This window comes from Pseudomonas sp. KH_021 (assembly GCF_057838865.1).
Genome location: NZ_CM174477.1, coordinates 6,192,955 through 6,217,908, shown reverse-complemented (window position 1 = coordinate 6,217,908; position 24,954 = coordinate 6,192,955). Strand labels below are relative to the sequence as shown.

The 24,954-nt window shown below is 57.0% G+C and carries 24 protein-coding genes and 1 pseudogene; 15 read left to right on the top strand and 10 right to left on the bottom strand.

The genetic code is table 11. The annotated features are described in order from the left end of the window. The first annotated feature begins 34 nt into the window (after nucleotides 1–34). The 8 genes from AC3IX4_RS28675 (at nucleotide 35) to cfaB (ending at nucleotide 8,180) form a co-directional block, all read left to right on the top strand. The gene (locus AC3IX4_RS28675) at nucleotides 35–454 is read left to right on the top strand and encodes a F0F1 ATP synthase subunit epsilon (protein ID WP_489258653.1); all 420 of its coding nucleotides are present in this window, start codon (nucleotides 35–37) and stop codon (nucleotides 452–454) included. Nucleotides 455–578: 124 nt separating this feature from the next. Next, the gene (gene glmU, locus AC3IX4_RS28670) at nucleotides 579–1,946 is read left to right on the top strand and encodes a bifunctional UDP-N-acetylglucosamine diphosphorylase/glucosamine-1-phosphate N-acetyltransferase GlmU (protein WP_489258652.1); all 1,368 of its coding nucleotides are present in this window, start codon (nucleotides 579–581) and stop codon (nucleotides 1,944–1,946) included. 200 nt (nucleotides 1,947–2,146) lie between these two features. Continuing rightward, nucleotides 2,147–2,914 carry a DeoR/GlpR family DNA-binding transcription regulator gene (locus tag AC3IX4_RS28665; protein WP_489258651.1) on the top strand — a complete coding sequence of 256 codons (768 nt, stop codon included), beginning with the start codon at nucleotides 2,147–2,149 and terminating at the stop codon, nucleotides 2,912–2,914. 9 nt (nucleotides 2,915–2,923) lie between these two features. Next, nucleotides 2,924–4,759 (top strand): glutamine--fructose-6-phosphate transaminase (isomerizing), encoded by a 1,836-nt coding sequence (gene glmS / locus AC3IX4_RS28660; RefSeq protein WP_489258650.1) that lies wholly within the window; start codon nucleotides 2,924–2,926, stop codon nucleotides 4,757–4,759. A gap of 193 nt (nucleotides 4,760–4,952) precedes the next feature. Then, on the top strand, nucleotides 4,953–5,213 hold the full coding sequence (gene bufA2 / locus AC3IX4_RS28655) for a BufA2 family periplasmic bufferin-type metallophore (protein WP_489258649.1): 261 nt from the start codon (nucleotides 4,953–4,955) through the stop codon (nucleotides 5,211–5,213). A 68-nt stretch (nucleotides 5,214–5,281) separates the two neighbouring features. Then, a complete protein-coding gene (gene bufB, locus AC3IX4_RS28650) occupies nucleotides 5,282–6,130 on the top strand; it encodes an MNIO family bufferin maturase (RefSeq protein ID WP_489258648.1) in 849 nt (282 codons plus the stop codon). Then, nucleotides 6,121–6,906 (top strand): HvfC/BufC N-terminal domain-containing protein, encoded by a 786-nt coding sequence (locus AC3IX4_RS28645; RefSeq protein ID WP_489258647.1) that lies wholly within the window; start codon nucleotides 6,121–6,123, stop codon nucleotides 6,904–6,906. The genes bufB and AC3IX4_RS28645 overlap by 10 nt, the downstream gene beginning before the upstream one ends. An 89-nt stretch (nucleotides 6,907–6,995) precedes the next feature. Then, entirely contained in the window at nucleotides 6,996–8,180 is a 1,185-nt protein-coding gene (gene cfaB / locus AC3IX4_RS28640) for a C17 cyclopropane fatty acid synthase CfaB (RefSeq protein ID WP_489258646.1), read from the top strand. A 40-nt stretch (nucleotides 8,181–8,220) separates the two neighbouring features. On the opposite strand, the gene cls is transcribed toward cfaB, so the two are convergent. Then, nucleotides 8,221–9,660 (bottom strand): cardiolipin synthase, encoded by a 1,440-nt coding sequence (cls, locus tag AC3IX4_RS28635; RefSeq protein ID WP_489261388.1) that lies wholly within the window; start codon nucleotides 9,658–9,660, stop codon nucleotides 8,221–8,223. Between the two features lie 145 nt (nucleotides 9,661–9,805). Here cls and AC3IX4_RS28630 point away from each other — a divergent pair, with 145 nt between their 5' ends. After that, nucleotides 9,806–10,327 (top strand): DUF3617 domain-containing protein, encoded by a 522-nt coding sequence (locus AC3IX4_RS28630; protein ID WP_489258645.1) that lies wholly within the window; start codon nucleotides 9,806–9,808, stop codon nucleotides 10,325–10,327. Between the two features lie 6 nt (nucleotides 10,328–10,333). On the opposite strand, the pseudogene AC3IX4_RS28625 reads toward AC3IX4_RS28630, so the two are convergent. Further along, a pseudogene (locus AC3IX4_RS28625) lies at nucleotides 10,334–10,419 on the bottom strand (carbonate dehydratase); the annotation flags it as partial. Nucleotides 10,420–10,438: 19 nt separating this feature from the next. Further along, nucleotides 10,439–11,335 (bottom strand): GTP cyclohydrolase FolE2, encoded by an 897-nt coding sequence (gene folE2 / locus AC3IX4_RS28620; protein ID WP_489258644.1) that lies wholly within the window; start codon nucleotides 11,333–11,335, stop codon nucleotides 10,439–10,441. Nucleotides 11,336–11,461: 126 nt separating this feature from the next. Here folE2 and zigA point away from each other — a divergent pair, with 126 nt between their 5' ends. Beyond that, on the top strand, nucleotides 11,462–12,670 hold the full coding sequence (gene zigA, locus AC3IX4_RS28615; RefSeq protein ID WP_489258643.1) for a zinc metallochaperone GTPase ZigA: 1,209 nt from the start codon (nucleotides 11,462–11,464) through the stop codon (nucleotides 12,668–12,670). Then, nucleotides 12,670–13,239 carry a DUF1826 domain-containing protein gene (locus AC3IX4_RS28610; protein ID WP_489258642.1) on the top strand — a complete coding sequence of 190 codons (570 nt, stop codon included), beginning with the start codon at nucleotides 12,670–12,672 and terminating at the stop codon, nucleotides 13,237–13,239. Before zigA ends, AC3IX4_RS28610 begins: the two co-directional genes overlap by 1 nt. A gap of 1 nt (nucleotide 13,240) precedes the next feature. Here the strand turns inward: AC3IX4_RS28610 and AC3IX4_RS28605 are convergent, their stop codons facing one another. Continuing rightward, on the bottom strand, nucleotides 13,241–13,606 hold the full coding sequence (locus AC3IX4_RS28605) for an NADH:ubiquinone oxidoreductase (RefSeq protein WP_489258641.1): 366 nt from the start codon (nucleotides 13,604–13,606) through the stop codon (nucleotides 13,241–13,243). A 12-nt stretch (nucleotides 13,607–13,618) separates the two neighbouring features. Between AC3IX4_RS28605 and AC3IX4_RS28600 the strand changes: the two genes are divergently transcribed. After that, nucleotides 13,619–14,590, top strand: a complete 972-nt coding sequence (locus AC3IX4_RS28600; RefSeq protein WP_489258640.1) for a CobW family GTP-binding protein — start codon at nucleotides 13,619–13,621, stop codon at nucleotides 14,588–14,590. A gap of 12 nt (nucleotides 14,591–14,602) precedes the next feature. On the opposite strand, the gene AC3IX4_RS28595 is transcribed toward AC3IX4_RS28600, so the two are convergent. Then, nucleotides 14,603–14,995, bottom strand: a complete 393-nt coding sequence (locus AC3IX4_RS28595; protein WP_489258639.1) for a DUF3301 domain-containing protein — start codon at nucleotides 14,993–14,995, stop codon at nucleotides 14,603–14,605. A 117-nt stretch (nucleotides 14,996–15,112) separates the two neighbouring features. Between AC3IX4_RS28595 and pdxY the strand changes: the two genes are divergently transcribed. Beyond that, nucleotides 15,113–16,009 carry a pyridoxal kinase PdxY gene (pdxY, locus tag AC3IX4_RS28590; RefSeq protein ID WP_489258638.1) on the top strand — a complete coding sequence of 299 codons (897 nt, stop codon included), beginning with the start codon at nucleotides 15,113–15,115 and terminating at the stop codon, nucleotides 16,007–16,009. On the opposite strand, the gene AC3IX4_RS28585 is transcribed toward pdxY, so the two are convergent. Beyond that, the gene (locus tag AC3IX4_RS28585) at nucleotides 15,982–16,467 is read right to left on the bottom strand and encodes an acyl-CoA thioesterase (RefSeq protein WP_489258637.1); all 486 of its coding nucleotides are present in this window, start codon (nucleotides 16,465–16,467) and stop codon (nucleotides 15,982–15,984) included. The genes pdxY and AC3IX4_RS28585 overlap by 28 nt on opposite strands. A 263-nt stretch (nucleotides 16,468–16,730) precedes the next feature. On the opposite strand from AC3IX4_RS28585, the gene AC3IX4_RS28580 reads away from it, so the two are divergent. Continuing rightward, a complete protein-coding gene (locus AC3IX4_RS28580) occupies nucleotides 16,731–18,494 on the top strand; it encodes a cation:proton antiporter (protein ID WP_489258636.1) in 1,764 nt (587 codons plus the stop codon). Between the two features lie 7 nt (nucleotides 18,495–18,501). On the opposite strand, the gene AC3IX4_RS28575 is transcribed toward AC3IX4_RS28580, so the two are convergent. The 4 genes from AC3IX4_RS28575 to zwf all read right to left on the bottom strand — a co-directional run bounded on the left by AC3IX4_RS28575 (nucleotide 18,502) and on the right by zwf (nucleotide 23,871). Further along, nucleotides 18,502–18,909 (bottom strand): SMI1/KNR4 family protein, encoded by a 408-nt coding sequence (locus AC3IX4_RS28575; RefSeq protein WP_489258635.1) that lies wholly within the window; start codon nucleotides 18,907–18,909, stop codon nucleotides 18,502–18,504. A gap of 118 nt (nucleotides 18,910–19,027) precedes the next feature. Then, nucleotides 19,028–19,891 carry a Tim44 domain-containing protein gene (locus tag AC3IX4_RS28570; protein ID WP_489258634.1) on the bottom strand — a complete coding sequence of 288 codons (864 nt, stop codon included), beginning with the start codon at nucleotides 19,889–19,891 and terminating at the stop codon, nucleotides 19,028–19,030. Nucleotides 19,892–20,169: 278 nt separating this feature from the next. Continuing rightward, entirely contained in the window at nucleotides 20,170–22,353 is a 2,184-nt protein-coding gene (gene uvrD / locus AC3IX4_RS28565; RefSeq protein WP_489258633.1) for a DNA helicase II, read from the bottom strand. A 69-nt stretch (nucleotides 22,354–22,422) separates the two neighbouring features. Continuing rightward, a complete protein-coding gene (gene zwf, locus AC3IX4_RS28560) occupies nucleotides 22,423–23,871 on the bottom strand; it encodes a glucose-6-phosphate dehydrogenase (RefSeq protein ID WP_489258632.1) in 1,449 nt (482 codons plus the stop codon). Nucleotides 23,872–23,985: 114 nt separating this feature from the next. Here zwf and hexR point away from each other — a divergent pair, with 114 nt between their 5' ends. Then, nucleotides 23,986–24,852 (top strand): transcriptional regulator HexR, encoded by an 867-nt coding sequence (gene hexR, locus AC3IX4_RS28555; protein ID WP_489258631.1) that lies wholly within the window; start codon nucleotides 23,986–23,988, stop codon nucleotides 24,850–24,852. The last annotated feature ends 102 nt before the right edge of the window (nucleotides 24,853–24,954 follow it).

The following is a 24,954-nucleotide window of genomic DNA, read 5'->3' as shown; positions in this document are numbered from 1 at the left end:
CCGAAAGGGGCGCTAATCAGGTTGAGGCAAGCAGATGGCTATGACAGTCCATTGCGATATCGTCAGCGCGGAAGGAGAGATTTTCTCCGGCCTGGTCGAGATGGTAGTTGCGCACGGTGAGCTGGGAGATCTGGGTATCTCCTTGGGGCACGCGCCATTGATCACCAGTCTCAAGCCAGGTCCGATCCGTCTGGTCAAGCAGGGCGGGCAAGAGGAGGTGTTCTACATCTCCGGTGGTTTCCTCGAGGTTCAGCCGAACATGGTCAAGGTGCTTGCCGATACCGTGCAACGTGCTGCCGACCTCGACGAAGCCCAGGCTCAGGAAGCCCTCAAGGCTGCTGAGACTGCTCTGCACGATAGAGGCGCAGAGTTCGACTACGGCGCCGCTGCAGCACGTCTGGCCGAAGCCGCAGCCCAGCTGCGCACCGTCCAGCAGTTGCGCAAAGGTAAGTAATTGGGCGTTCTTGCCGATTACTTCCGCAATTGAGTTAAAGGGTAGCCTCGGCTACCCTTTTTCTTTTTCTGCATTTCTTCTTTTTGGTCACATCCGCTGACCACCCAGGATTGGTAGCCAGTCAATGTCACTTGATATCGTTATTCTTGCCGCAGGCCAGGGCACTCGCATGCGCTCGGCTCTCCCTAAGGTGCTGCACCCTGTCGCTGGCAACTCCATGCTCGGGCATGTTATCCACACTGCTCGCCAGCTACAGCCACAAGGAATTCATGTGGTGATCGGCCACGGTGCCGATGCGGTACGTGAACGCCTGGCTGCTGACGATCTCAATTTCGTCATGCAAACCGAGCAACTGGGTACCGGTCATGCCGTTGCCCAGGCGTTGCCGGCACTGACCGCCGAAACCGTGCTGATTCTGTATGGTGATGTGCCGCTGATTGAAGTGCAGACCCTCAAGCGATTACTGACTCATGTGAACGCTGAGCAGTTGGGCTTGTTGACGGTGAACCTTCCAGACCCGACTGGCTATGGCCGCATCGTTCGTGATGCGACGGGCAAGGTGTGCGAGATCGTGGAGCATAAAGATGCCACTGACGTACAAAAGGCTATCAATGAGGGCAACACTGGAATCCTGGCCGTACCTGGCAAGCGCCTGGCCGAGTGGTTGGGTCGGTTGTCCAACAAGAATGCACAGGGTGAGTACTACCTGACCGACGTGATTGCCATGGCCGTGGCCGATGGCTTGGTGGTAGCCACCGAAACGGCATTGGACCCTATGGAAGTGCAGGGCGCCAACGACCGCAAGCAACTGTCCGAACTCGAACGCCACTATCAGCAACGCGAAGCGCGTCGCTTGATGGCGCTGGGTGTCACTTTGCGTGATCCGGCGCGCTTTGATGTTCGTGGCGAAGTCACGGTAGGCCGCGATGTCTTGATCGACATCAACGTCATTTTGGAAGGCCGCGTCGACATCGAAGACAATGTGGTCATTGGGCCTAACTGCGTTATCAAGGACAGCACCCTGCGCAAAGGGGTGGTGATCAAGGCCAACAGCCATATTGAAGGCGCAGTTTTGGGAGAAGGCAGCGATGCAGGCCCGTTCGCTCGTCTGCGTCCAGGTACTGTGCTTGAAGCCCGTGCACATGTGGGTAACTTCGTAGAGCTGAAAAATGCCCACTTGGGCGAAGGCGCCAAGGCCGGTCACCTGACCTACCTGGGTGATGCCGAAATCGGAGCACGTACCAACATCGGTGCCGGCACCATCACCTGCAACTACGATGGCGCCAACAAGTTCAAGACGGTGCTGGGCGAAGATGTGTTCATCGGCTCGAACAACTCCTTGGTCGCGCCTGTGGATATCTTGAGTGGGGCCACCACTGCCGCAGGTTCGACCATTACCCAAGAAGTCCCGGCCGGACAACTGGGTATCGGGCGCGCACGTCAACGCAACATCGATGGCTGGAAGCGACCAGAGAAAATCAAGAAAAGCTGAATGTTGTAGGAGCCAGGCTTGCCTGCGATGAAGACGCTGCGGTTGTCCAGGAAGACCGCAGCGCCTTCATCGCAGGCAAGCCTGGCTCCTACAGGACGGAGTTATCCACAGGTCGTTTTTTTTGAAGTGCATCTTGACGATGCGTCGCCTTTAGGTTTTGATTGCCTTCGACAACTTTCGAAACGAAACTTAAAGCCAAAATGTCGAAACGTAACACGCCTCAACGACGCCACAATATTCTCGCCATGCTCAATGAGCGTGGCGAAGTCAGTGTGGATGAATTAGCCAAGCGTTTCGAAACTTCGGAAGTGACAATCCGTAAGGACCTGGCCGCCCTCGAAACCAATGGGCTGCTGTTGCGCCGCTACGGTGGCGCGGTGACGATGCCCCAAGAGCTGATCAGCGAAGGGGCGCAACCCATCTCGCCCTACAAGCAGGCCATCGCTCGTGCGGCCGTATCGCGAATCCGCGAGCATGCTCGGATCATCATCGACAGTGGCAGTACCACAGCAGCGATGATCCCCCAATTGGGTCAACAGCCAGGCCTCGTGGTGATGACCAACTCCCTTCATGTCGCCCGCGCCCTGAGTGAACTGGAGCATGAACCCGTGCTGCTGATGACCGGTGGCACCTGGGACCCTCATTCCGAGTCCTTCCAGGGGCAAGTCGCGGAGCAGGTGCTTCGTTCCTACGATTTCGACCAGTTGTTTATCGGCGCCGATGGCATCGATCTGGTACGCGGTACCACCACCTTCAACGAATTGCTGGGGCTCAGTCGAGTCATGGCCGATGTCGCCCGTGAAGTCATCGTGATGGTTGAGTCGGATAAGGTCGGTCGCAAGATTCCCAATGTTGAGCTGCCCTGGAGCAACATCAACACCTTGATTACAGATGATCGCTTGGCCCCAGAGGCCCGCCATCAAATTGAACAACGCGGCATTACATTGATTTGCGCCGCAATCAGCTAGGAGAAGCGTATGTGTGGGATCGTTGGTGGCGTTGCTGAGCGCAATATCACAGCCATTCTTGTCGAAGGCCTCAAGCGCCTCGAATACCGCGGCTATGACAGCGCCGGCCTAGCGGTTTATACACAGGCTGGCAGCCTTGAGCGCCGCCGCCGTATAGGCAAGGTCAGTGAGCTGGAAGCAGCCGTTGCGGCTGAGCCCATCTCCGGTCAACTGGGCATCGCTCACACCCGGTGGGCAACTCATGGCGCGCCGAGCGAACACAATGCTCACCCGCACTTCTCTGGCCACGAGCTGGCAGTTGTCCACAACGGCATCATCGAGAACCACGAAGCCCTGCGCGAAATGCTGATGGGCTTGGGTTATGTCTTTTCGTCCGAGACGGACACCGAGGTGATCGTTCACCTGCTGCACCACACACTGAAAACGATCCCAGACCTGGCTGACGCTTTGAAGGCAGCGGTCAAGCAGTTGCACGGTGCTTATGGCCTGGCCGTGATCAGCCAGCGTCAGCCCGATCGTCTGCTGGCAGCTCGCAGCGGCAGCCCGCTGGTAATTGGCCTGGGCCTTGGGGAAAACTTCCTCGCTTCAGACCAACTGGCCCTGCGCCAAGTGACTGACCGCTTCATGTACCTGGAGGAGGGCGATATCGCTGAGATTCGCCGTGACCAGGTCAGCATTTGGGATGCCCAAGGCAAGCCGGTCGTGCGTGAAACCGTGCAGTATCACGAAGGTGCAGAAGCGGCAGACAAAGGGGCTTACCGCCACTTCATGCTCAAGGAAATCCATGAGCAACCCACCGTTGTCCAACGGACCCTGGAAGGGCGCTTGGGCCAACAGCAAGTGCTGGTCCAGGCATTCGGGCCACAGGCTGCCGAGCTGTTTGCCAAGGTGCGTAATATCCAGATCGTGGCGTGCGGCACCAGTTATCACGCCGGCATGGTTGCCCGCTACTGGCTCGAAGGCCTGGCCGGTATCCCTTGCCAAGTAGAAGTGGCGAGTGAATTCCGCTACCGCAAAGTGGTGGTCCAGCCGGACACCCTGTTCGTCTCCATCTCTCAGTCCGGTGAAACCGCCGACACCCTGGCTGCCTTGCGCAACGCCAAAGAGTTGGGTTTTCTGGCAAGCCTGGCTATCTGCAACGTTAGCATCAGCTCGCTGGTACGTGAGTCCGACTTGACGCTACTGACCCAGGCCGGCCCGGAAATCGGCGTGGCCTCGACCAAGGCGTTTACCACCCAATTGGTCGCCCTGATGCTGCTGACCCTGAGCCTTGGCCAGGTACGCCAAACCCTGGCACCTGGCCTTGAAGCGGAACTGGTTGAAGAACTGCGTCGCCTGCCAACTCGCTTGGGCGAAGCCTTGGCCATGGACACAACGGTCGAGAAAATCGCCGAGCTGTTCGCCGACAAGCACCACACCTTGTTCCTGGGCCGGGGCGCGCAGTTCCCGGTGGCCATGGAAGGCGCCCTCAAGCTCAAGGAAATTTCCTATATCCACGCCGAAGCCTACCCGGCCGGTGAGTTGAAACACGGCCCTCTGGCACTTGTGGATAACGATATGCCGGTTGTCACCGTGGCGCCGAACAACGAGCTGTTGGAGAAACTCAAATCCAACCTGCAGGAAGTTCGCGCACGTGGTGGCCAGCTGGTTGTGTTTGCCGATGAAAAAGCAGGCTTGAGCAATGGCGAAGGCACTCATGTGGTTTCGATGCCGCACATCATCGATGCACTGGCGCCAATCCTCTATACCCTCCCGCTTCAGCTGCTGTCCTATTACGTGGCGGTGCTCAAGGGCACGGACGTGGATCAGCCGCGCAACCTCGCCAAGTCGGTGACGGTTGAGTAAACCGCAGCCCCTTTAGGGGGCATTGAAAATGCTGTAACCAAGAACCGGCCAGGTTTTTAACTCTGGCCGGTTTTTTTCTAGCTGAAAAATAATCCCAAAGGTTGTAACGCCTCATCGACCCTTAACTCTAGTGAAGTGTCAGGACTGGAGCCCTCCATCCTGCAACTCCCCTGAATAATTGAGGATTACAACAATGAGCATCAAAACCATCGCCGCCGGTACCGCCCTTGCCCTGGCCGCAGCCGGCATGTTCGCGGGAGTTGTCACCCAGGCCCAGGCCGAAGATGGGGCCTCGCAAGTGCACTGCTACGGTATCAACGGCTGCAAAGGCCAGAACGACTGCAAGACTGCTCATAATGCTTGCAAAGGCCAAGGCTCCTGCAAAGGGCAGGGCTTCAAGGCCATGGCCACCGCGGACCTGTGCACCAAGGCGGGCGGTAAAGTCGGCAAGTAATTACAGCCTGCCCATCATGCCGGCACTGCCCGATGGGTGGCGCCGGCCAGTGTTCTCTGGAGAGAGCCATGCAACCGAACTCAGCGAACCTTGGTTTCGGCTTGGGCCTGCGCAGTTGCTACTACGAGGAAATGCTCGACAACCCCCCAGCAGTCGACTGGTTTGAGGTGCTCTCCGAGAACTATATGGTCGAGGGTGGAAAAGCACTGTATTACCTGGATGCTTTCGCTGAACGCTACCCGCTGGTGATGCATGGCGTATCGCTCTCGATTGGTGGACCACAGCCTTTGGATCGAGACTACCTGGCCAGGCTAAAGGGGTTATCAGATCGCATTCGTCCCCAATGGGTGGCAGACCATTTGTGCTGGAGCCGAGGTAGCGCTCATCAACTGCACGATCTTTTACCCCTGCCGTTTACTGAAGAAAGCCTTGATCATGTCGCTTCTCGGATCATCCAGGTCCAGGATGCGTTGCAGCGTCCTTTAGTACTGGAAAACGTTTCGAGTTACGTTCGATGTGCCGGCGGCGATTTCACTGAGTGGGAATTTCTTGCTGCTCTGGCGAAACGCAGTGGTTGTGAGCTTTTGCTGGATATAAACAATGTCTACGTCAGCAGTCGTAATCATGGTTTCGACCCCTGGACGTTTATTACAGCGTTGCCTGCTGACAGCATTCGGCAGTTGCACCTGGCCGGTCACAGCGACTATGGCGACTACCTAATCGACACCCACGATCAGCCGGTGAGCGATCCCGTCTGGTCGCTTTATTTACGCACACTCAAACACCTGGGGCCTATCTCCACGCTGCTTGAGCGAGACGACCATTACCCACCGCTGAGTGATTTGCTCGATGAGTTGACTCAGGCGAGGGCCATTGCGGCGCGAGCTCAAATCTGGAGAGCACGCTCATGCGCCTGACTGACTGGCAACAGGCGTTCGAGCACTACTTGTTGAGCGATGATCCGTCGCTGGCCAACCCCTTGTTGTCGACACTAGTAGGGGGGCCGACATTGGCGGCTGATACGGGACTAATGATTTATCACAACGCTTACCGTGCTCGGTTGCTGGAGGTCCTACGAACCGATTACCCCGCTTGCTGCCGGATGTTGGGGCCAGAGCGTTTTGAAGAACTGGCACAGGCTTACCTCGTTGCCTGTCCCTCTCGACATTTCAGCTTGCGCTGGCTGGGGGAGCGATTCGAGGGATTTGCCCAAGCGTGGTTGGGGGAGGGCAGTGAGGCATTGACTGAGCTTATACGGTTGGAATGGGCATTTACCCTAGCCTTTGATTCACCAGACGGGGAGCCACTGACCCTGCCTACTTTGGCGCAGTTGCCCGCCGAGCAATGGCCAACAATGCAGTTCGGTGTGGTGCCAAGCGTGCAATGGCTCACCTGTCGATATAACACTGTCCACGCCTGGCAAGCGGCTCGTGACCCGACCCAGGCATTGCCGATCAGTAAGGCGCTGGTCATCGATGAGGTCTGTCTGGTATGGCGCAACGATCTGCGCTCCCGCTATCGCTCTCTGTCTTCAATGGAAGCCGGCGCCCTGACTTGTCTTTTGAAGGAGGGTGCGAACTTTACGGACCTCTGCGCCCAACTCAGCGAAAGCTTGGGGGAGGGTGCAGCGCTTCAGGCGGCTACTTTTCTCAAGTTATGGGTCCAGGACGGATTGCTCGAGAGGAAACCTTGATCGGTTTAGGTCTAAGCTTGCAAATAACTGAAACTTTTTAGTGGTGGACTACTCTTTTTCTTAGACGTCTGGAAAAAGGGGTTTTGTTCATGCTTGCTCAGATACCCACAGTCTTTCAAAACCTTCGGATACCGTTACGCCTGCGGTTATGGGATGGCCATGAGTTGGACCTCGGGCCTGCGCCCAGTGTCACGATCGTGGTGAAAGATCCGCAATTGGTCTCTCAAATCACCCGCCCCAACCTGGCCCTCCTGGGCACCGCATTCGTTGAGGGTAAGCTCGAGCTTGAAGGCGAGATCAGCGAAGTCATCAAGGTCTGTGATGAGCTGAGCCAGGCGTTGGTGAGCGGGGATGAGGATTACCTTCCTGAGCGCACAGCTCACGACAAGGACACCGATGCCGCAGCGATTTCCTACCACTATGACCTCTCGAATGAGTTCTACCAGCTCTGGCTGGATCAGGACATGGCGTATTCCTGTGCCTACTTCAAAACCGGTAATGAAACGCTGGAGCAGGCTCAGCATGCCAAGTTCGAGCACTTGTGCCGCAAACTCCGGCTCAAGGCAGGGGAGTATCTACTGGATGTCGGATGTGGCTGGGGAGGCTTGTCTCGCTACGCTGCCCGGGAATACGGCGTTAAGGTTTTTGGCATTACGTTGAGCCGCGAGCAATTGCTGTTGGCGCAAGAACGTGTCACCGCCGAGGGGCTTGATGATCGGGTCGAGCTTCAGTTGTTGGACTACCGGGACCTGCCTCAGGACGGACGCTTCGACAAGGTGGTGAGTGTTGGCATGTTCGAGCACGTGGGCCATGCGAATCTGGATGCCTACTGCCGCTATCTATTCGCTGCCGTGCGTGAGGGCGGGCTGGTCATGAACCACGGGATCACCGCCAAACACGTGGACGGCCGCCCGGTCGGAAGGGGGGCGGGCGAGTTTATCGGGCGCTACGTATTTCCTCACGGTGAATTGCCACACTTGTCGATGATCGCTGCGTCGATCAGCGAGGCCGGATTGGAAGTTGTTGATGTGGAAAGCCTGCGCCTGCACTATGCCCGTACGCTTGAGCTCTGGAGCAATCGACTGGAAAGCCGTCTGGATGAAGCGGGGCAGTTGGTGCCCGATCAGGCTTTGCGGATCTGGCGATTGTATCTGGCTGGTTGCGCCTATGCGTTCAGCAAAGGCTGGATCAACTTGCATCAGATTCTGGCAGTGAAGCCCAAGGCTGATGGTCGTCACGACTTGCCATGGACGCGTGAGGATTTGTATCGCTGATCCTGTAGCGCTTCGCGGGTGCAATGCCCGCGAAGCACTGTTAAAGGATGGGTGAAATCAACCGTGCCACTCGCATCCCTAATTTCTGCAGACGATGGGTGTCCCGAGAATCTTCGGCCGTAATCTCTCGAGCATGGGAAAAATCTTCGCTGAGCATGGCTTCAACCTCCAGGGTGAAGCCTGTGTCGACTGTCAGTAGCATGATTTCGAAGTTCAGCCGAAAAGAGCGGTTGTCCATGTTGGCGCTGCCAATGGCTGAAATTTCATTATCGATCAGCACCACCTTTTGATGCAGGAAACCGGGCAGGTAGCGGAACATGCGCACCCCTGCGCGAACGGCCTCAAAAGCAAACAAACTGGAAGCGGCATAGACGATTCTGTGGTCAGGGCGGGAGGGGATCAGGATGCGCACGTCCACACCGCGCAATACGGCCAGTCGCAGGGCGGCAAATACGGCTTCATCGGGAATAAAGTACGGGCTGGTAATCCAGACTCGAGTGGCCGCAGCGTGAATGGCTTCCACAAAAAAAAGAGAACAGGTTTCTTGAGGGTCTGCCGGGCCACTGGCAAGCACTTGGCAGAGCATACCTTCCTCGGCATAACGGTCGGGCAGGACCAGAGGTGGCAGCTGCCGAGAAGCCCAGAACCAATCCTCTGCAAACGATTCCTGCAGGCAGGCTATGACCGGGCCGTCGATTTCCACATGAGTATCACGCCAAGGCGAGAGGCGTGGGTTCGCTCCCAAGTACTCATCCCCCACGTTATGCCCGCCGATAAAACCCTTCATGCCATCGACCACCACGATCTTTCGATGGTTACGGAAATTGACCTGAAAGCGATTGAAACCACCCCGATGCGTCGCAAAAGCGCGTACCTGGATACCTGCCGCGCGCAGTGTTTCGCCGTAATGGTTGGGCAAGGCATGGCTTCCCACCTTGTCGTACAGCACATAGATGTCGACACCTTGAGCCGCCTTCTCCAGCAGTAGCGCCTGTAGGGCTCGTCCGATTTTGTCATCGTGGATGATAAAGAACTGCACCAGGATGATCCGACGGGCCTGTTTGATCGCTGCAAAAATCGCATCGAAGGTTGCCTGTCCATTCACCAGCAAACGCACTTGGTTATTGGCAAGACAGGGCATTCGCCCCAACTTTGGCATTGCCCTCAATGAGGCGTACGAATCGGATTTTTTCGCTATCAACGCTTCCTGCACCCAGGGCCGCCAGTTCAAATCGGCGATAGCCACATGCATCTCCTGGTTCGCTTCACGTCGTGCCTTGATATACGCATCAAAGCTGCTGCGGCCAAATATCAGGTAAGGGATGAGTGTGAGAAATGGGATGAAGAACAAGGACAGAGCCCAAGCGATGGCGCCTTGAGCGGTACGAACGGTAAACACGGCATGGATGGCTGCGATGATTCCCAGCAGCTGAATGAATCCGATGAGGTAACCCAGAAAGTACAGGCTATTGAAGTCCATAAGCGCTTCTGCTCCTGATTCCTTAGCCTCTAACAGACCACGTTCGAGAGGGCTTGTCTCGATTTTCTTTGCGTGCAACAGAATTGGGAATTTAGCGTCTAATCTCATCATCCAGCACTGTGCTGGTGTACTTGGGAGTCATCGAATGAAATTTCGTCTACCGCTGCTGGTGTTCGTCCTGGCTGCCCCCCTTGCGCAGGCGCAGATGCTGCAACCAGGGTTGTGGGAGCTGACGACAAGCAACATGCAAGTTGACGGCAAGGCCTTACCGGACATGAATGTGATTCTAGGCCAGATGCAGGTCTTGATGCCTGAGCAGCGCGCAATGATGGAACAGGTGTTGGCCAAACAAGGGGTCACCTTGGCGGGCAAGGGGGTGCGTAGCTGTCTCACGCCCGAGCAAGTGAAAAGCGACAATATTCCCCTGCAGGACCCGCAATCGGGATGTACGCAGCAGATTACCGAGCGCACGGGCAATGTCTGGAAGTTCCGCTTTAGCTGCCCTAAAGCTCAGGGCGTCGGCGAAGCGACGTTCCTCAGTGATCGCGAGTTTCACACCAAGGTCAATGGCACCTTCAATGCCACCGGTGTTCAGCAGCAAGGCAGTATGCAAACTCGGGCCGTATGGTTGGGGCAGAACTGCGGGACGGTTAAGCCACGCAGCTGACCGGTATCAAAACGCGTTTCGCAGAATTTTGTAACCGCGCACCAGATCGACGTTGGTGCGCGAACCTCCTCGAAAAATTCGGAAGCGCTGACCAGCAAGATCACTCTCCCGCTATTTATTCCGCCAGTTCCACTGACTTCGGGCGACGGCGTCGTGTGCATGCAAACTTTCGGCGTGTACTACTTCGAGCTTAAAGCCACTCACCTGCGACATCCTTCGCATCGCTTGGTGTAAGCGCCGGGCAGCATCCTCGCAGAACATTAGGTTTTGCCCATTAGCTAAGGCGAATGCTTGTTCGTCTGCGCGCTTGACCGCGGTTTGTACGGGAGTTGCCAGAGCCTGCTCAGCGCTGGCTATCAGCAGCAAAAGAGGAAATTCAGAGATCTCTTCCTTCAAGCTTATGCAAAGATTGGCGTAACTGCGTTGGCTATGGGGTGTTGCAACGATGCCACTGGGTGAACCTAGCCAGTCCAGGATGGAATCCATCTTTAGCGGGCGTTGGCTGAAGTCCTGGCGAAACTGTTGCTGAATGAGTTGGCGTGACAACGCTGCAGAGCATGGGCAAGTTGAGGAATAGGTTACTTCAACGTTTAGTTCCACGTGGAACATTCCGTTTTTCATCTCCGCTGTCACTACAACTGGGTAGGTCTTCCAGCCCGACATTTGGCTGACCAATGCAGGCCTTTTAACCATGACTTCGAAGCTGAGCTGCACGTAGGCGCAGTCCGAGAGGCCGTGATGGCTTTCAAGAAATCCAAGCAGAAGTCCGTGCAGTAAATCAGGCGTCAGTGCTTGTTGTTCAAGCACTCCAAGCCCCAAATACAGGCGAGACATATGAATGCCTCGAGCTGATCCATCATCCAAGCTGACGCCAGCCTTGGCTCGCCCTTGAGCAAGCTGACCATGAAATATTAGCGGTACAGCGATGTCCTGCATGCCGACCCATTCCAGAGCTAGCGGTTGATTAGAAATTTGCGCTGCAATATCAGGCAAGTTCATGGCATTCATCGATGAGCATCTCCAGGCAAAAAGGCTATTGGCTAAACGTTATAGTTATACTATAACATTGCTTGTCTTGAACGAAGCCGTGCCACGCCATGCCGGTCGCCAACCTGAGCCGATGAGAAAACGACTATGTCCAACCGCCTGCCCGTTACTGTTCTTTCTGGATTCCTGGGTGCCGGAAAAAGCACATTACTGAATCATGTCTTACGCAACCGCGAAAACCTGCGGGTGGCCGTTATCGTGAATGACATGAGCGAAATCAATATCGATGCCAGCGAAGTGCAGCGTACTGTCAGCCTTAACCATGCCGAAGAAAAACTGGTCGAGATGAGCAACGGCTGCATTTGCTGCACCCTGCGCGAAGACTTGCTTGAGGAGGTCGGCCGGTTGGCCGACGAAGGACGCTTCGACTATCTGTTGATCGAGTCCACTGGAATCTCCGAGCCGCTGCCGGTGGCTGAGACGTTCACCTTCCGTGATGAACAAGGTCGAAGCCTCGCCGACAGGGCAAGGCTGGACACCATGGTGACCGTGGTGGATGGCCTGAATTTCCTGCACGATTTCCATGCAGCCGAAGAGCTCGCCCATCGTGGGGAAACATTGGGAGAGGAGGACGAGCGCTCCATTACTGACCTGCTGATCGAGCAAGTGGAGTTTGCCGACGTTATTCTCGTGAGCAAAATTGACCTGATCAGCAGCCATGAGCGGGCGGAGTTGGTCGCCATTCTGCAGCGCCTTAATACTCATGCCCAGATTATCCCCATGGTGATGGGCCAGGTGCCTCTGGCACGAATCCTCAATACCAACCTGTTTGATTTCGAACGTGCCGCTCAAGCGCCGGGCTGGTTGCAGGTACTGCGAGGTGAACACAGTTCAGAGTCGCAGGAATATGGCATCGCCTCATTCGCTTGGCTGGCGCGCAGGCCGTTTCACCCACAACGGTTTTTCAAATTTCTCAGCTCCCCCAGGAGCAACGGTAAGCTGCTGCGCTCCAAGGGTTTCTTCTGGTTGGCCAGCAAGTATCAGGAAGCAGGAAGCTGGTCACAGGCTGGCGGCATGATGCGAAATGGTTTTGCCGGACGCTGGTGGCGTTTTGTACCACAACAGCATTGGCCACAAGACGCTGAAAGCCGGGCGGCGATCATGAAAAACTGGACGCCAGAGTGCGGAGATTGCCGTCAGGAACTGGTTTTTATCGGCCAGCATATTGATTTCAGCCGTCTTGAGCGTGAGCTTGATGCTTGTCTGCTGAACGACAATGAAATGTCTCAAGGCCCTGACACCTGGGCGTTAATGAGCGATCCATTTGGTAGCTGGCACGAAGATGAGGTCGCCTGATGAACGTCCGGCAAGTGTTTGGCGAAGCGCCATTGGTCTTCACTCAGGTGCTGGAAGATGACGTGAATCTGGCTGTCTGGCATCGACGCCTTCCTTACCCTGTGGATACTTTCTGCGCCGCTCTGTTGTCGCTGAACGAGCCACTCGCAGAATCCCTGGTCATAGAATTATCCACAGACGAAGACGAGCCCAACCTAAGCGGACTTGCAAAGGGCTATGCCGACTTGCAGGGCTACGAGGGCTTCATGGCGGACATCAGGTGGCTTGTCAGCGCTTACGCGTGTTTGCTCGACGCACGGCGTATAGGCTTGCGGCTCAGGGTCTTGGACAGTGCAATGTGTCCGCGCTTTCATGTAGACCATGTGCCGTTGCGGTTGATCACCACCTACAGTGGCCGGGCCAGCGAATGGCAGGAGGGCACCCAAGTGCGGCAGATGAACGCAGGGGATGTGGCCTTGCTCAAGGGAGAAAAGTGGCCGGGCAACGAAGGCGCAGGGCTGGTGCACCGTTCTCCGGCGCTTGCACAGGGTGAGCGGCGCTTGATGCTCACCCTGGACTGGCTAGCCTGAGTCACCGGGTTATCCACAATCCCTTGCTGTTCTTTTCACAGAACGGCTTCAGGTACCGCGCATCGGTGGCGACGCCGTAATAGTGGATATCCTGGCGGTAGGGCATATTGTCCACATGGGCATCGCTGCATATACCGAAGGCACCGGCAGGGCATTGATCGGTATAGGTTACGCTGACCTTCTGCCCTGCCAGCTCAGGTTGGCAGAAACCGTCGTGGAAGAGTTTTTGCGGTATGGTGCGATTCTGTTGGCAGACTTTGACTTCCAGACGCTCGCCCGAGCTGTGCACCACGCAGGCTTGAGCATGGAGTTGGGTGCTGGCAAGCATCAGCAGCCAAGGCTCTAATAATCGCAATTTCACTCTCATAAGCCGTCCAGCATGCTTCAAGATATTCCCACTCATGTCATCACCGGGCCCTTGGGAGCCGGTAAAACCACTGTCATCCGCCAGCTGATGGCTCAACGACCAGCGGGCGAAAGGTGGGCTGTGCTGATTAATGAATTCGGTCAGATCGGCCTGGATGAAGCCTTGCTCACCACCGATCAAGAGGGTATCGCACTCGGCGAGGTGGCGGGAGGATGTCTGTGTTGTGTCAATGGAGCGCCCTTTCAGGTTGGCCTGGGCCGCTTGTTGCGCAAGGCCCGACCGCAGCGCTTATTTATCGAACCTTCAGGGTTGGGGCATCCACAGCAATTGCTCGCACAATTGCGCCAGGCACCCTGGAAAGGGGTTTTGGCCATACAGCCGGCGGTAATGGTGCTTGATGCCCAAGCACTGGGCTGTGGACAACTTTTACCCGAGGCACAGCAGCAAGCGATAGGTGAGATGGGCATGCTGGTCTTGAATAAGTCGGGAGAAGTTGGCGAGGAAAAGCGATTGTGGATAACTTCGCAACTACCGAACATCAAAAGTGTTTGGGTCGATCAGGGTCAAATCGAGTTTTCCACACTACCAAAATCTACTGTGGATAAAGACTTATCCTCTGAGGAAATTAATTTACCCACAGGGCCCTTGCCGCTGAATGCAGTGTGGATGTCCCCAGGAACACCTGTGATTCAGAGTTACCAACAGGGCGATAATTGGAGCATTGGCTGGCGTTGGCACCCCAGTCAGCAGTTCGACCCGGAGAAAATTCAACACTGGCTCCAGTCGCTGACCTGGTGTCGGGCGAAAATGGTTATCCACAGCTCTCGGGGATGGATTTCGGCCAATTCGCTGGATCGTCAATCGTTGCAATGGCTGCCTAGCGAATGGCGAAAAGACTCTCGTCTGGAGCTGATTTTTACTTATCCACAGGACGCTGTGGCATTGGAAGCTGGCTTCAGGGCTTGCCTGCAACCCTTGCCCTAGACGCCTCGATGTTCAACGCCGCCAGCGATTGTGCTCCTGGCGCCATTGTTTCATCTCTATGACTTCAGCACTGGGAGGTGCCGGTTTGATTTCGAAGGGGTAGGGCGCCAGTTCTATTTGGGCAGTGTGGGCGCCAAACTGGGTGATCATGCCGGGGTGGCGTTGCTCGCCGGTGACTGTAAATTCAAAGGTGTACACTCGTGCAAAGCGGCGGCGGCCCTGAGCATCTCGAGCAAAAGCGAAGCGCTTGAATGCTACATTGCCGTCGAGCAGTTCTATGTCGAGCTTGGCGCAGTGCTGCTTTACCCTCTCAAGAGCTCTTTCCCGCAACCCGTGGTTATGCCAGAGCCAGGCGCACGCGGTGCCTAAAAGCATCAACACGAAAAGATTTCCGAGGGTAAACATTACGATCACTCCGACTAAGTGTGTTCAGCTTAACTGCGTCTGCGGTCTGTCGTACAGACCACAATTGGAGCCATACTGCGCGCTTCGAATTTTCATCCGTCGTACCGGGATCCTTGCATGAAACGTACACCGCACCTGTTAGCTATTCAGTCTCACGTGGTCTTCGGTCACGCTGGCAACAGCGCGGCGGTGTTTCCCATGCAGCGTGTCGGGGTGGAAGTCTGGCCACTCAACACCGTGCAGTTCTCCAATCACACTCAGTATGGCCAGTGGGCTGGAGAAGCGCTGGCGCCGTTGCAAATTCCTGCGCTTGTCGAAGGCATTGAGGCGATTGGCGAGTTAGGCAATTGTGATGCGGTGTTGTCAGGGTATCTGGGCAGCGCAGCCCAGGGCCGAGCCATTTTGGAGGGGGTGGCGCGAATCAAGGCGGTAAACCCCAATGCACTGTACCTGTGCGACCCGGTCATGGGGCACCCCGAGAAAGGCTGCATCGTGACCCCGGAGGTCAGCGAGTTCTTGCTTCATGAAGCGGTAGGGGCGGCTGACCTGCTGTGCCCCAATCAATTGGAGCTCAATACCTTTTTGCACCACAGCGCGAACTCGCTGGAAGATTGCGTGAAAATGGCCCGTGAGCTGCTCAAGCGCGGCCCTCGAGCGGTGCTGGTCAAGCATTTGATGTACCCCGGCAAATCGCCCGAGCATTTCGAGATGCTCTTGGTGACCGCTGACGGCAGCTGGCATTTGCAGCGCCCATTGTTGGCGTTTCCACGCCAACCGGTGGGGGTAGGTGACCTGACTTCAGGTTTGTTCCTGGCTCGCCTGCTGTTGGGTGATGACCTGGTGGCCGCTTTCGAATTTGCTGCAGCGGCCGTACATGAAGTGCTGCTCGAAACCCAGGCCTGCGCCAGCTATGAATTGCAGCTGGTGCGAGCCCAGGATCGTATCGCTCATCCGCGCGTACGCTTTGCAGCGATGCGTCTACCGGCTTACACCGCGTCGGTCTTGAGTTCCTGATAGCGTTTTTCCAGCTCCTGGCGAATCTGTCGGCGCTGTTTCCCCTGTAGGAAGCGGCGCTTTTCTTCACTGGTGACCGGTTGAAGTGCCGGGACGCTGACCGGTTTGCGATCATCGTCCACGGCGACCATGGTGAAGAAGCAGCTGTTGCTGTGGCGAACAGAGCGTTCACGGATGTTTTCCGTGACCACCTTGATGCCGACTTCCATGGACGTGTTGCCGGTGTAGTTGACCGATGCCAGAAAAGTCACCAACTCGCCCACATGTACCGGCTCGCGAAAAATCACCTGATCCACCGACAGGGTCACTACGTAGCTGCCTGCATAGCGGGCGGCACACGCATAGGCCACTTCGTCGAGGTATTTGAGCAAGGTCCCGCCGTGCACATTGCCTGAAAAGTTTGCCATGTCCGGGGTCATCAGGACGGTCATCGACAGCTGGGCGTTTCCGGGTTCCATAGTGTGCTCACGGTTAGGTTACGGTGATGATGGGGCGGCAGATCTACGCATGCTTCTTGCCCCTTAACGATTCCCATCTATTCGGGACGTTGGCTGTCCTGTTGCCGTCACGAGGATCGCGCCATTTCCTACGGCTGGTCGGCCTATCTGTTTCTACATATTGCACGACCGATTTGTCACAAATGCCAGTGTTAACCTGAAAAAACTCGTAACACAAACATTTCCACAGGCGGTTCGTTGGTCTGAAAAAGGAGTGTCACAGCATGCATGCCATCAGCTTTATTCAGGATTTGGCCGTAATCATGCTGATAGCCGGCGTCGTGACGATCCTTTTTCATCGACTGAAGCAGCCGGTAGTGCTCGGCTATATCGTCGCCGGCTTTATTATCGGCCCGCACACACCGCCCTTTGGCCTGATTCACGATGAAGAAACCATCAAGACCCTTGCTGAGCTGGGGGTGATTTTCCTGATGTTCTGCCTGGGCCTTGAGTTCAGCCTGCGCAAGCTTTTCAAGGTCGGCGCCACGGCGTTCATCGCCGCCTTCCTGGAAATCGTCCTGATGATCTGGATTGGCTATGAGATTGGCCGCTGGTTCGAATGGAGCACCATGGACTCACTGTTTCTGGGTGCGATCCTGGCTATTTCCTCGACCACCATCATCGTCAAGGCGCTCAACGATCTGAAGATGAAAAACGAGCGTTTTGCTCAGCTGATTTTCGGCGTGCTCATCGTTGAAGACATTCTCGGTATCGGCATTATCGCCTTGCTGTCCGGTATCGCCGTCAGCGGAACGGTCAGCTCCGGGGAAGTGTTCTCCACCGTCGGCAAGCTATCGCTGTTCATGATTGTGGCGCTGGTGATCGGTATTTTGCTGGTGCCGAGATTGTTGGCCTATGTGGCAAAGTTTGAAAGCAACGAGATGCTGCTGGTAACGGTCTTGGGGCTTTGCTTCGGTTTCTGCCTGTTGGTGGTCAAGCTTGAATACAGCATGGTGCTGGGCGCTTTCCTGATCGGTGCGATCATGGCTGAGTCCCGCCAGCTATTGAAAATTGAGCGCTTGGTCGAGCCTATTCGCGACATGTTTAGCGCCATTTTCTTCGTCGCCATCGGCTTGATGATCGACCCTTCGATTTTGCTGGCTTATGCCTGGCCGATCGTGGTGATCACTGTCGCCGTGGTGCTGGGCAAGATGTTCTCGTGCGGGATGGGGGCATTCATAGCCGGTAACGATGGGCGTACTTCATTGCGGGTGGGGATGGGGCTTTCCCAGATAGGAGAGTTTTCTTTCATTATCGCAGCGCTGGGTATGACACTGCAGGTCACCAGCGACTTTCTCTACCCGGTTGCTGTTGCCGTTTCGGCGATCACGACCTTGCTCACGCCTTACCTGATTCGCGGCGCTGATCCACTGTCTGGAAAACTGGCGAGGGTGGTGCCGACGCGCATGGCGCGAGTTTTTGGAATGTATGGCGAATGGTTGCGCAGCATTCAGCCACAGGGGCAGGGGGCCATGCTGGCAAGGATCATCCGGCGAATTTTGCTGCAGGTGGGCGTGAACCTGGCCTTAGTTGTCGGCATCTTCTTTAGCGGCGGTTATTTTTCCGAGCCCATTGGTCTGTATCTGGCTGACTGGCTCAGCGACCCGAGCTGGCAGAAAGCAATTATCTGGGGCGCCGCCTTATTGTTGTCGCTGCCATTCCTGATCGCCGCTTACCGCAAGCTCAAGGCTCTGTCGATGATGCTGGCTGAGATGGGAGTGAAACCAGAAATGGCGGGTCGTCACACACAGCGAGTTCGCCGAGTGATCGCTGAGGTGATCCCCCTATTGTCGCTGGTGGTGATCTTTGTACTGCTGACTGCGTTGTCGGCCAGCATCCTGCCGACCAACGAGCTATTGCTGCTGGTGTTCCTGGTGGCCGCTGCGACAGCTGCCGTGTTGTGGCGCTGGTTTATCCGAGTGCACACACGCATGCAGGTCGCTTTGCTGGAAACCCTCGACAACCATCAGGACTCCAGCGGGCATTAAAGCAAGATCAGCTTTCCAGCCAGACATCCCGAGCCCAGTGCCAGACCGATTCCCAAGTCTCTTCCTGCACTAGCTCTTCTTCGGCCGACCACAACACCACAGTGCCGTCTTCTTCGACGCAGTAGTAGTCGTCGCCATCCTGGCAAATCGGGATCAGGCTGCGATCCACGCCAGCATCCCAGGCATTGGCCGCCACCTCCGGCAAATAGGTGTGCGACTGCGGGTCGGTCACGGTGACCGGCTCCAGGCTGCCATACACCACATCGCTAACGGTCAGCAGGAATTCCCTGAAGACGAATGGAATGTCGATGAACAACTGTTCTTCGATCTCAACGAGCAGATCTTCGTCTGGCAACTCCAAGGGGACCGGAACCGGTTCATTGGCTTCACGGAGTTGTTCGATGATTTCTTCCACGGCAGCTTCCTCTGACCTGTTTGCGCGGTGCGGTTTATACCTTAGCTGGATAATAGTGCAATGCTAAAAATGCAAAACCCCGGCACGAAGCCGGGGTTTTTTTGTGCAATGCCAAGCATCAGCCGTTTTGGCGGATACCCGCGACCAGCCAAGGCTGGTTCTCACCTTGAGGACGTTCCATGTTCCAGCTTTCGCTGAACACTTCGCCCTGGTCAAAGCGAGAAGACTTCGACACGCCGGTGAAGGTCAGCGTTGCGATGGTCTTGTCGGCGCGATCGTCGACGCCTTCCAACTGCACTTGCAGGTCGTCGATGTAGGTGGACTGGAAGCTGTCGCCCAGATCAGCGCGCTCCTGTTTGAGGAACTGCAGCATTTGCGGAGTGACGAACTCGGAGATCTTGTCCATCTCGTTGGCATCCCAGTGCTGTTGCAGCGACTGGAAGTGGTTACGGGCTGCAGCCAGGAAGCTCTGCTCGTTGAACCAGGCCGGGGCGTTGATCACTGGGCGCGCAGCGGGTGCTGTGGAAGCGCCACCGAATACCGACGGTTGGGCAGGCTGTTGAGGTTCAAACGCTTCGCGCTGGAACGGCGCGTGGCCAGCGGCGGCCATTTGTGGCTGCTGCTGCTTGCGGCGGCGGGCGGCAATGAAGCGGAAGATCAGGAAGGCGATGACCGCCATGATCAGGATGTCGAAAATTTGCATCCCGTCGAAGCCGTCGCCCATGAACATGGAAGCCAACAGGCCACCGGCGGCGATACCGGCCAGAGGGCCGAGCCAGCGCGAAGCACCGCTTGCAGCAGCGGGTGGACGAGCAGCGGCGTTAGGTGCTGCTGCTGGAGCGGTTGGAGCTGCCTGGCGGGTTTGATGGGTCGGCGCCGAGCCCATGCTCTTGCCGCCACCAAAACGCTTGGCGGCGTTGGCGTCGATGCTCAGCGTCAAGCCGATGCACAACGCCAGGGCGATGCTTAGAAATCGTTGCATAGTAGGGAATTCCCGTTTGTGGATTGCACGCGCGTCATGTTGCACAGCTCTAGGGAGCATGACCAGCGCCATAGTGTTTCGAGCTTTTGCTTGATGGGTCGGAATTGTTCTGGCCTGGGTGTAGTCCTTGTCCTTGAACACTGTAAGCCTGTTGCCCGACTGTCAAGTAAAACACCGACCGGGGGATCAGCGCCGCCAAGCCAGTAGCACCACGCCCACCGTGATCAGGCTGAAGTCTGTCCCCAAAACCCATGAAGGTTTCTGAGTGATGGCGCTTGTCAGATGGCTTCCAGCTTCGCGTAACCGAGCATCAACCATTTGCTCCCTTCGGAGAAATTGACCTGCACGCGCGCCTGCGCCCCCGCGCCCTCGAAGTTGAGGATTACGCCTTCGCCAAACACAGAGTGCTGAACCCGGTCACCCAGGCTGAACGCGGTTTGTGGAATGCTCGCGTTGGCGAAAATGCTGGTCGAGTTTTGCTTCTGGCCTGACCCGTACGGGCGGCTGACACTGTTGGACAAGCGCACTTCCTGAATCAGGCCGGCGGGGATTTCCCGTACGAAACGCGACACCTTGTTGTAGGTTTCGCTGCCATACAGGCGACGCGTTTCGGCATACGTCATGATCAACTGCTGCATGGCCCGAGTGATGCCGACATAGGCCAGGCGGCGTTCCTCTTCAAGGCGGCCGGGCTCTTCCAGGCTCATCTTGTGCGGGAACAGGCCTTCTTCCATACCCACCAGAAAGACGTAAGGAAATTCGAGGCCCTTGGCACTGTGCAAGGTCATTAACTGCACGCTGTCTTCATGCTCGTCGGCCTGAGTGTCTCCCGCTTCCAGCGAAGCGTGGCCGAGGAAGGCTGAGAGAGGCGAAAGCTCGGCGTCTTCTTCAGGGTTTTCGAAGTTGCGCGCTGCGCTGACCAATTCCTCAAGGTTTTCTACCCGTGCCTGGCCCTTTTCACCTTTTTCTTCCTGGTGATAAGTAATCAGGCCGGTTTGCTCGATGACAGTCTGGGCCATCAGGTGCAAAGGCATCTGGAGCACCTTGGCTGCCAGGTTTTCCATCAGTTCGATAAAGGCGCCCAGGGCATTGCCCGCGCGCCCGGTCAGGCCCTTGTTGGCGATCAACAGACGCATGGATTCCCACATCGAGACTTCGGCGTGGCGTGCATGCTCTCGGATAGCCTCGACGGTTTTCTCGCCGATGCCGCGTGGCGGCACATTGATCACGCGCTCCAGCGCGGCATCATTACCACGGCCTTCAAGCAGGCGCAGGTAAGCCATGGCGTTCTTGATTTCCGCTCGTTCGAAGAAGCGTTGGCCACCATAGATACGATAGGGGATGCGCTCGCGCAGCAAGGCTTCTTCAAGCACCCGGGATTGGGCGTTGGAGCGGTACAGAATGGCAATGTCGCTGCGAGCCAGACCGGTTTTCAGCGCGCTTTCGATGGTTTCGACCACGTAGCGGGCTTCGTCGTGTTCGTTGAAGGCGGCATACAAGCTCAACGGCTCGCCGTCGCCACCTTCGGTCCATAGCTCTTTGCCCAGGCGGCCGCTGTTGTTGACGATCAGGGCATTGGCAGCCTTGAGGATACCGGCGGTGGAGCGATAGTTCTGCTCCAGGCGGATCATCTCGGCGTCGGGGAAGTCGGCGGTGTACTGATGGATGTTTTCGATTTTGGCACCGCGCCAGCCGTAGATTGACTGATCGTCGTCACCCACGACCATCAGGCTCTCGCCACCCTTGGCCAGCAAGCGTAGCCAGGCGTACTGTACGGCGTTGGTGTCTTGGAACTCGTCCACCAGCACATGGCGGAAACGGCGCTGGTAATGCTCGAGCAGGCCCGGATGATCGCGCCACAAGTCCAGCGCACGCAGCAGCAGTTCGGAGAAATCGATGACCCCGGCACGCTGGCAGGCTGCCTCGTAGGCTTCATAGATCGAGCGCATGGTGGCCAGGAACAGGTCGCCGCTCGGCTGAATATGCTGGGGGCGCAGGCCTTCGTCTTTCTGGCCGTTAATGAACCACTGGGCCTGGCGCGCTGGCCAGCGTTGCTCATCCAGGCCCAGTTCGCGGATAACCCGCTTGACCAGGCGTTGTTGGTCATCGCTATCGAGGATCTGGAAGTTCTGGTTAAGCCCTGCCTCTTGCCAGTGCGCCCGCAGCAAGCGGTGCGCCAGGCCGTGGAAGGTACCGACCCACATGCCAGCCGGGTTCAGGCCCATCAGTTGTTCGATCCGCTGGCGCATTTCAGCCGCGGCCTTGTTGGTGAAAGTCACCGACAGGATCGAGTGTGGGGAGGCCTGTTCGACCTGGATTAACCAGGCAATACGGTGGACCAGGACTCGGGTCTTGCCCGAGCCGGCACCGGCTAGAACCAGTTGGCGGCCGACAGACGCTGCAACGGCTTGCCGTTGAGCGTCGTTAAGGGAGTTCAGCAGAAGGGAGAGGTCATCGCGCATCCTGCCATTTTAGGGGCGCGCAGGCGCCAGGGGCAAACGCAATTCATGAACGGTGCCCCTGGCATCCAATCACAAGTGCCAATGCCGACCCTGATGTTCCAGCAGCGCATGAGCTTGTTCAGGCCCATGGGAGCCAGCCGGGTAGGGGCGGGGCGCCTGGAAATGTTCCTGCCAGCCGTTGAGGATCGGATCGACCCAAGCCCAGGCGGCTTCTACTTCATCGCGGCGCATGAACAGGGTCGAGTCGCCTTCGACCACATCCAGCAGCAACCGCTCATAGGCCTCCCAGCGGCGCGTCTGGCTGAACGCCTGGGCCAGGTTCAAGTCCAGCTCCACCGGGGCCAGATGCATCCCTTTGCCGGGTGTCTTGGTCATCACGCGCAGACTGATACGTTCGTCGGGCTGCAGCTGAATCAACAGTTGATTGGTTTGGCCGCCCTCAAACAGCAAGTGCGGCACCTGCTTGAACTGGATCACGATTTGCGACGATTTTTTCGCCAACCGCTTGCCGGTGCGCAAATAGATAGGCACGCCCGCCCAGCGCCAGTTGGCAATCTCAGCCTGAATGGCGACGAAGGTTTCCGTATCGCTGTCGTTATCAACCTGCTTTTCGAAGTAATAGGCAGGCACTTCCTGGCCGCCAATTTTCCCGGGGCCATACTGGCCGCGCACGGTCTTGTCTTGTACGTCTTGCCCGCTAATGGGTTTGAGGGCCTTGAGGATCTTCACTTTCTCGTCGCGCACCCCTTCGGCATCGAAATGGGCAGGGGCCTCCATCGCCACCAAGCACAGCAGCTGCAGCAGATGGTTTTGCACCATGTCCCGCATGGCGCCAGCGCCATCGTAGTAACCACCCCGGTTTTCAACACCCAGGGTTTCGCAGACGCTGATCTGCACATGATCCACGTAACCGGTGCGCCAAATGGGTTCGAACAGGGCGTTGGCGAAGCGCAGAGCCATCAGGTTTTGTACGGTTTCCTTGCCCAAATAGTGGTCGATACGAAACACCTGGGACTCTTCGAAGACGGCGCCAATGGCTTCATTGATCGCCTTGGCCGATTCCAGCGAGTGGCCGATGGGCTTTTCCAGCACGATGCGCGCTTCACTGTCGGCAAGCCCGGCCACCTTCATGTGCGCGGCAATCGATGCAAACAGTGTCGGGGCCGTGGCCAGGTAGTAGATTCGAGTCAGCCCGCCCGGCTCGCCCAAGTAGCGCGCCAGACGACCGAAGTCGGCACTTTGGCCTGCATCCATGGGGAAATAGTCCAGGCGCGCGCTGAAGCGCCCCCATATATCGGCATCGAAATCACTTTGTGCCAGCTGTGCGCGGCAATGACGCTCGGCCAGCGTTAGATAGGTCATGCGCGCCATGGGGCTGCGAGCCAGTGCAATGATGCGCACGGCAGGGTGCAAGCGGCCTTCGTGATAAAGGTGATAAAGCGCTGGCAGCAGTTTGTGCAAGGCCAGGTCACCCGTGCCGCCGAAGACCAAAATGTCGCAAGGAATAGGGCGTGTCATCTGGGCGGCAAACTCTTGTGAAAAATCGTTTAACTGGGCGTAGATGCGCGTCATGTAGTATAACTACAAGAAAGCTACAACTCCGGTCAGCCGATCATAACCGAGTCCTGCCCTTTGAATCTGTTGCAACACATCGCCCAGTCGCGCCACCTGTTACGCAAATCGGAACTTAAGGTCGCCGATCACGTACTGCTGGATCCCGCTGCCGTCATGCATAGCTCCATGGCCGACCTTGCTCACAGCGTCGGTATCAGCGAGCCGACCATCGTGCGTTTTTGCCGTGCGATTGGCTGCTCGGGCTTTCAGGATCTCAAGCTCAAGCTCGCCCAGAGCCTGGCCGCCGGTGCCAGTTTCGGCCAGTTTGCGATCCATGAAGACGACTCGGTCGCCGACTACAGCCTGAAAATCTTCGACACCACGCTGCACACCTTGATGGAAGTGCGCGAACACCTCGACCCGCACGCCCTGCAACGTGCCGTTTCGGCCATGGCGCTGGCCCAGCGGGTCGAGTTCTATGGTTTTGGTGCATCGGGTGCGGTGGCTGCCGACGCCCAGCACAAATTCTTCCGTCTGTTGCTCAACGCTGCGGCCTATTCCGACCCGCATATGCAGGCTATGTCGGCAGTTACTCTCAAGGCCGGCGACGTCGCGGTGTGCATCTCCCAGTCGGGTCGTTCCAAGGACTTGCTGATTTCCGCCAACCTGGTCCGTGAAAGCGGTGCGACGTTGATCACCCTGTGCCCGAGCCAGACCCCATTGGCGGAGTTGTCCTCGGTCAACCTGGCGATCGATGTGCACGAAGACACCGAAATCTACACGCCACTGACCTCGCGTATCGCTCACCTTGTAGTGATCGACGTGCTGGCCATGGGCGTTGCCATGGCCCGCGGTCCGAGCCTGGTCAACCACCTCAAGAGCGTCAAACGCAGCTTGCGCAGCCTGCGCTTGTCGCCCAAGTCGTTGAAGTCGCTGGACGATTGAGCCCGCACTGCGCAGGCGTCACGCCTCTGCCGCAAAGGGTTCACCGCTTTGTCATCCACCTGCCGCCATAGCGTCATCGCTGGCGCCGATCCTGTAGCTCCC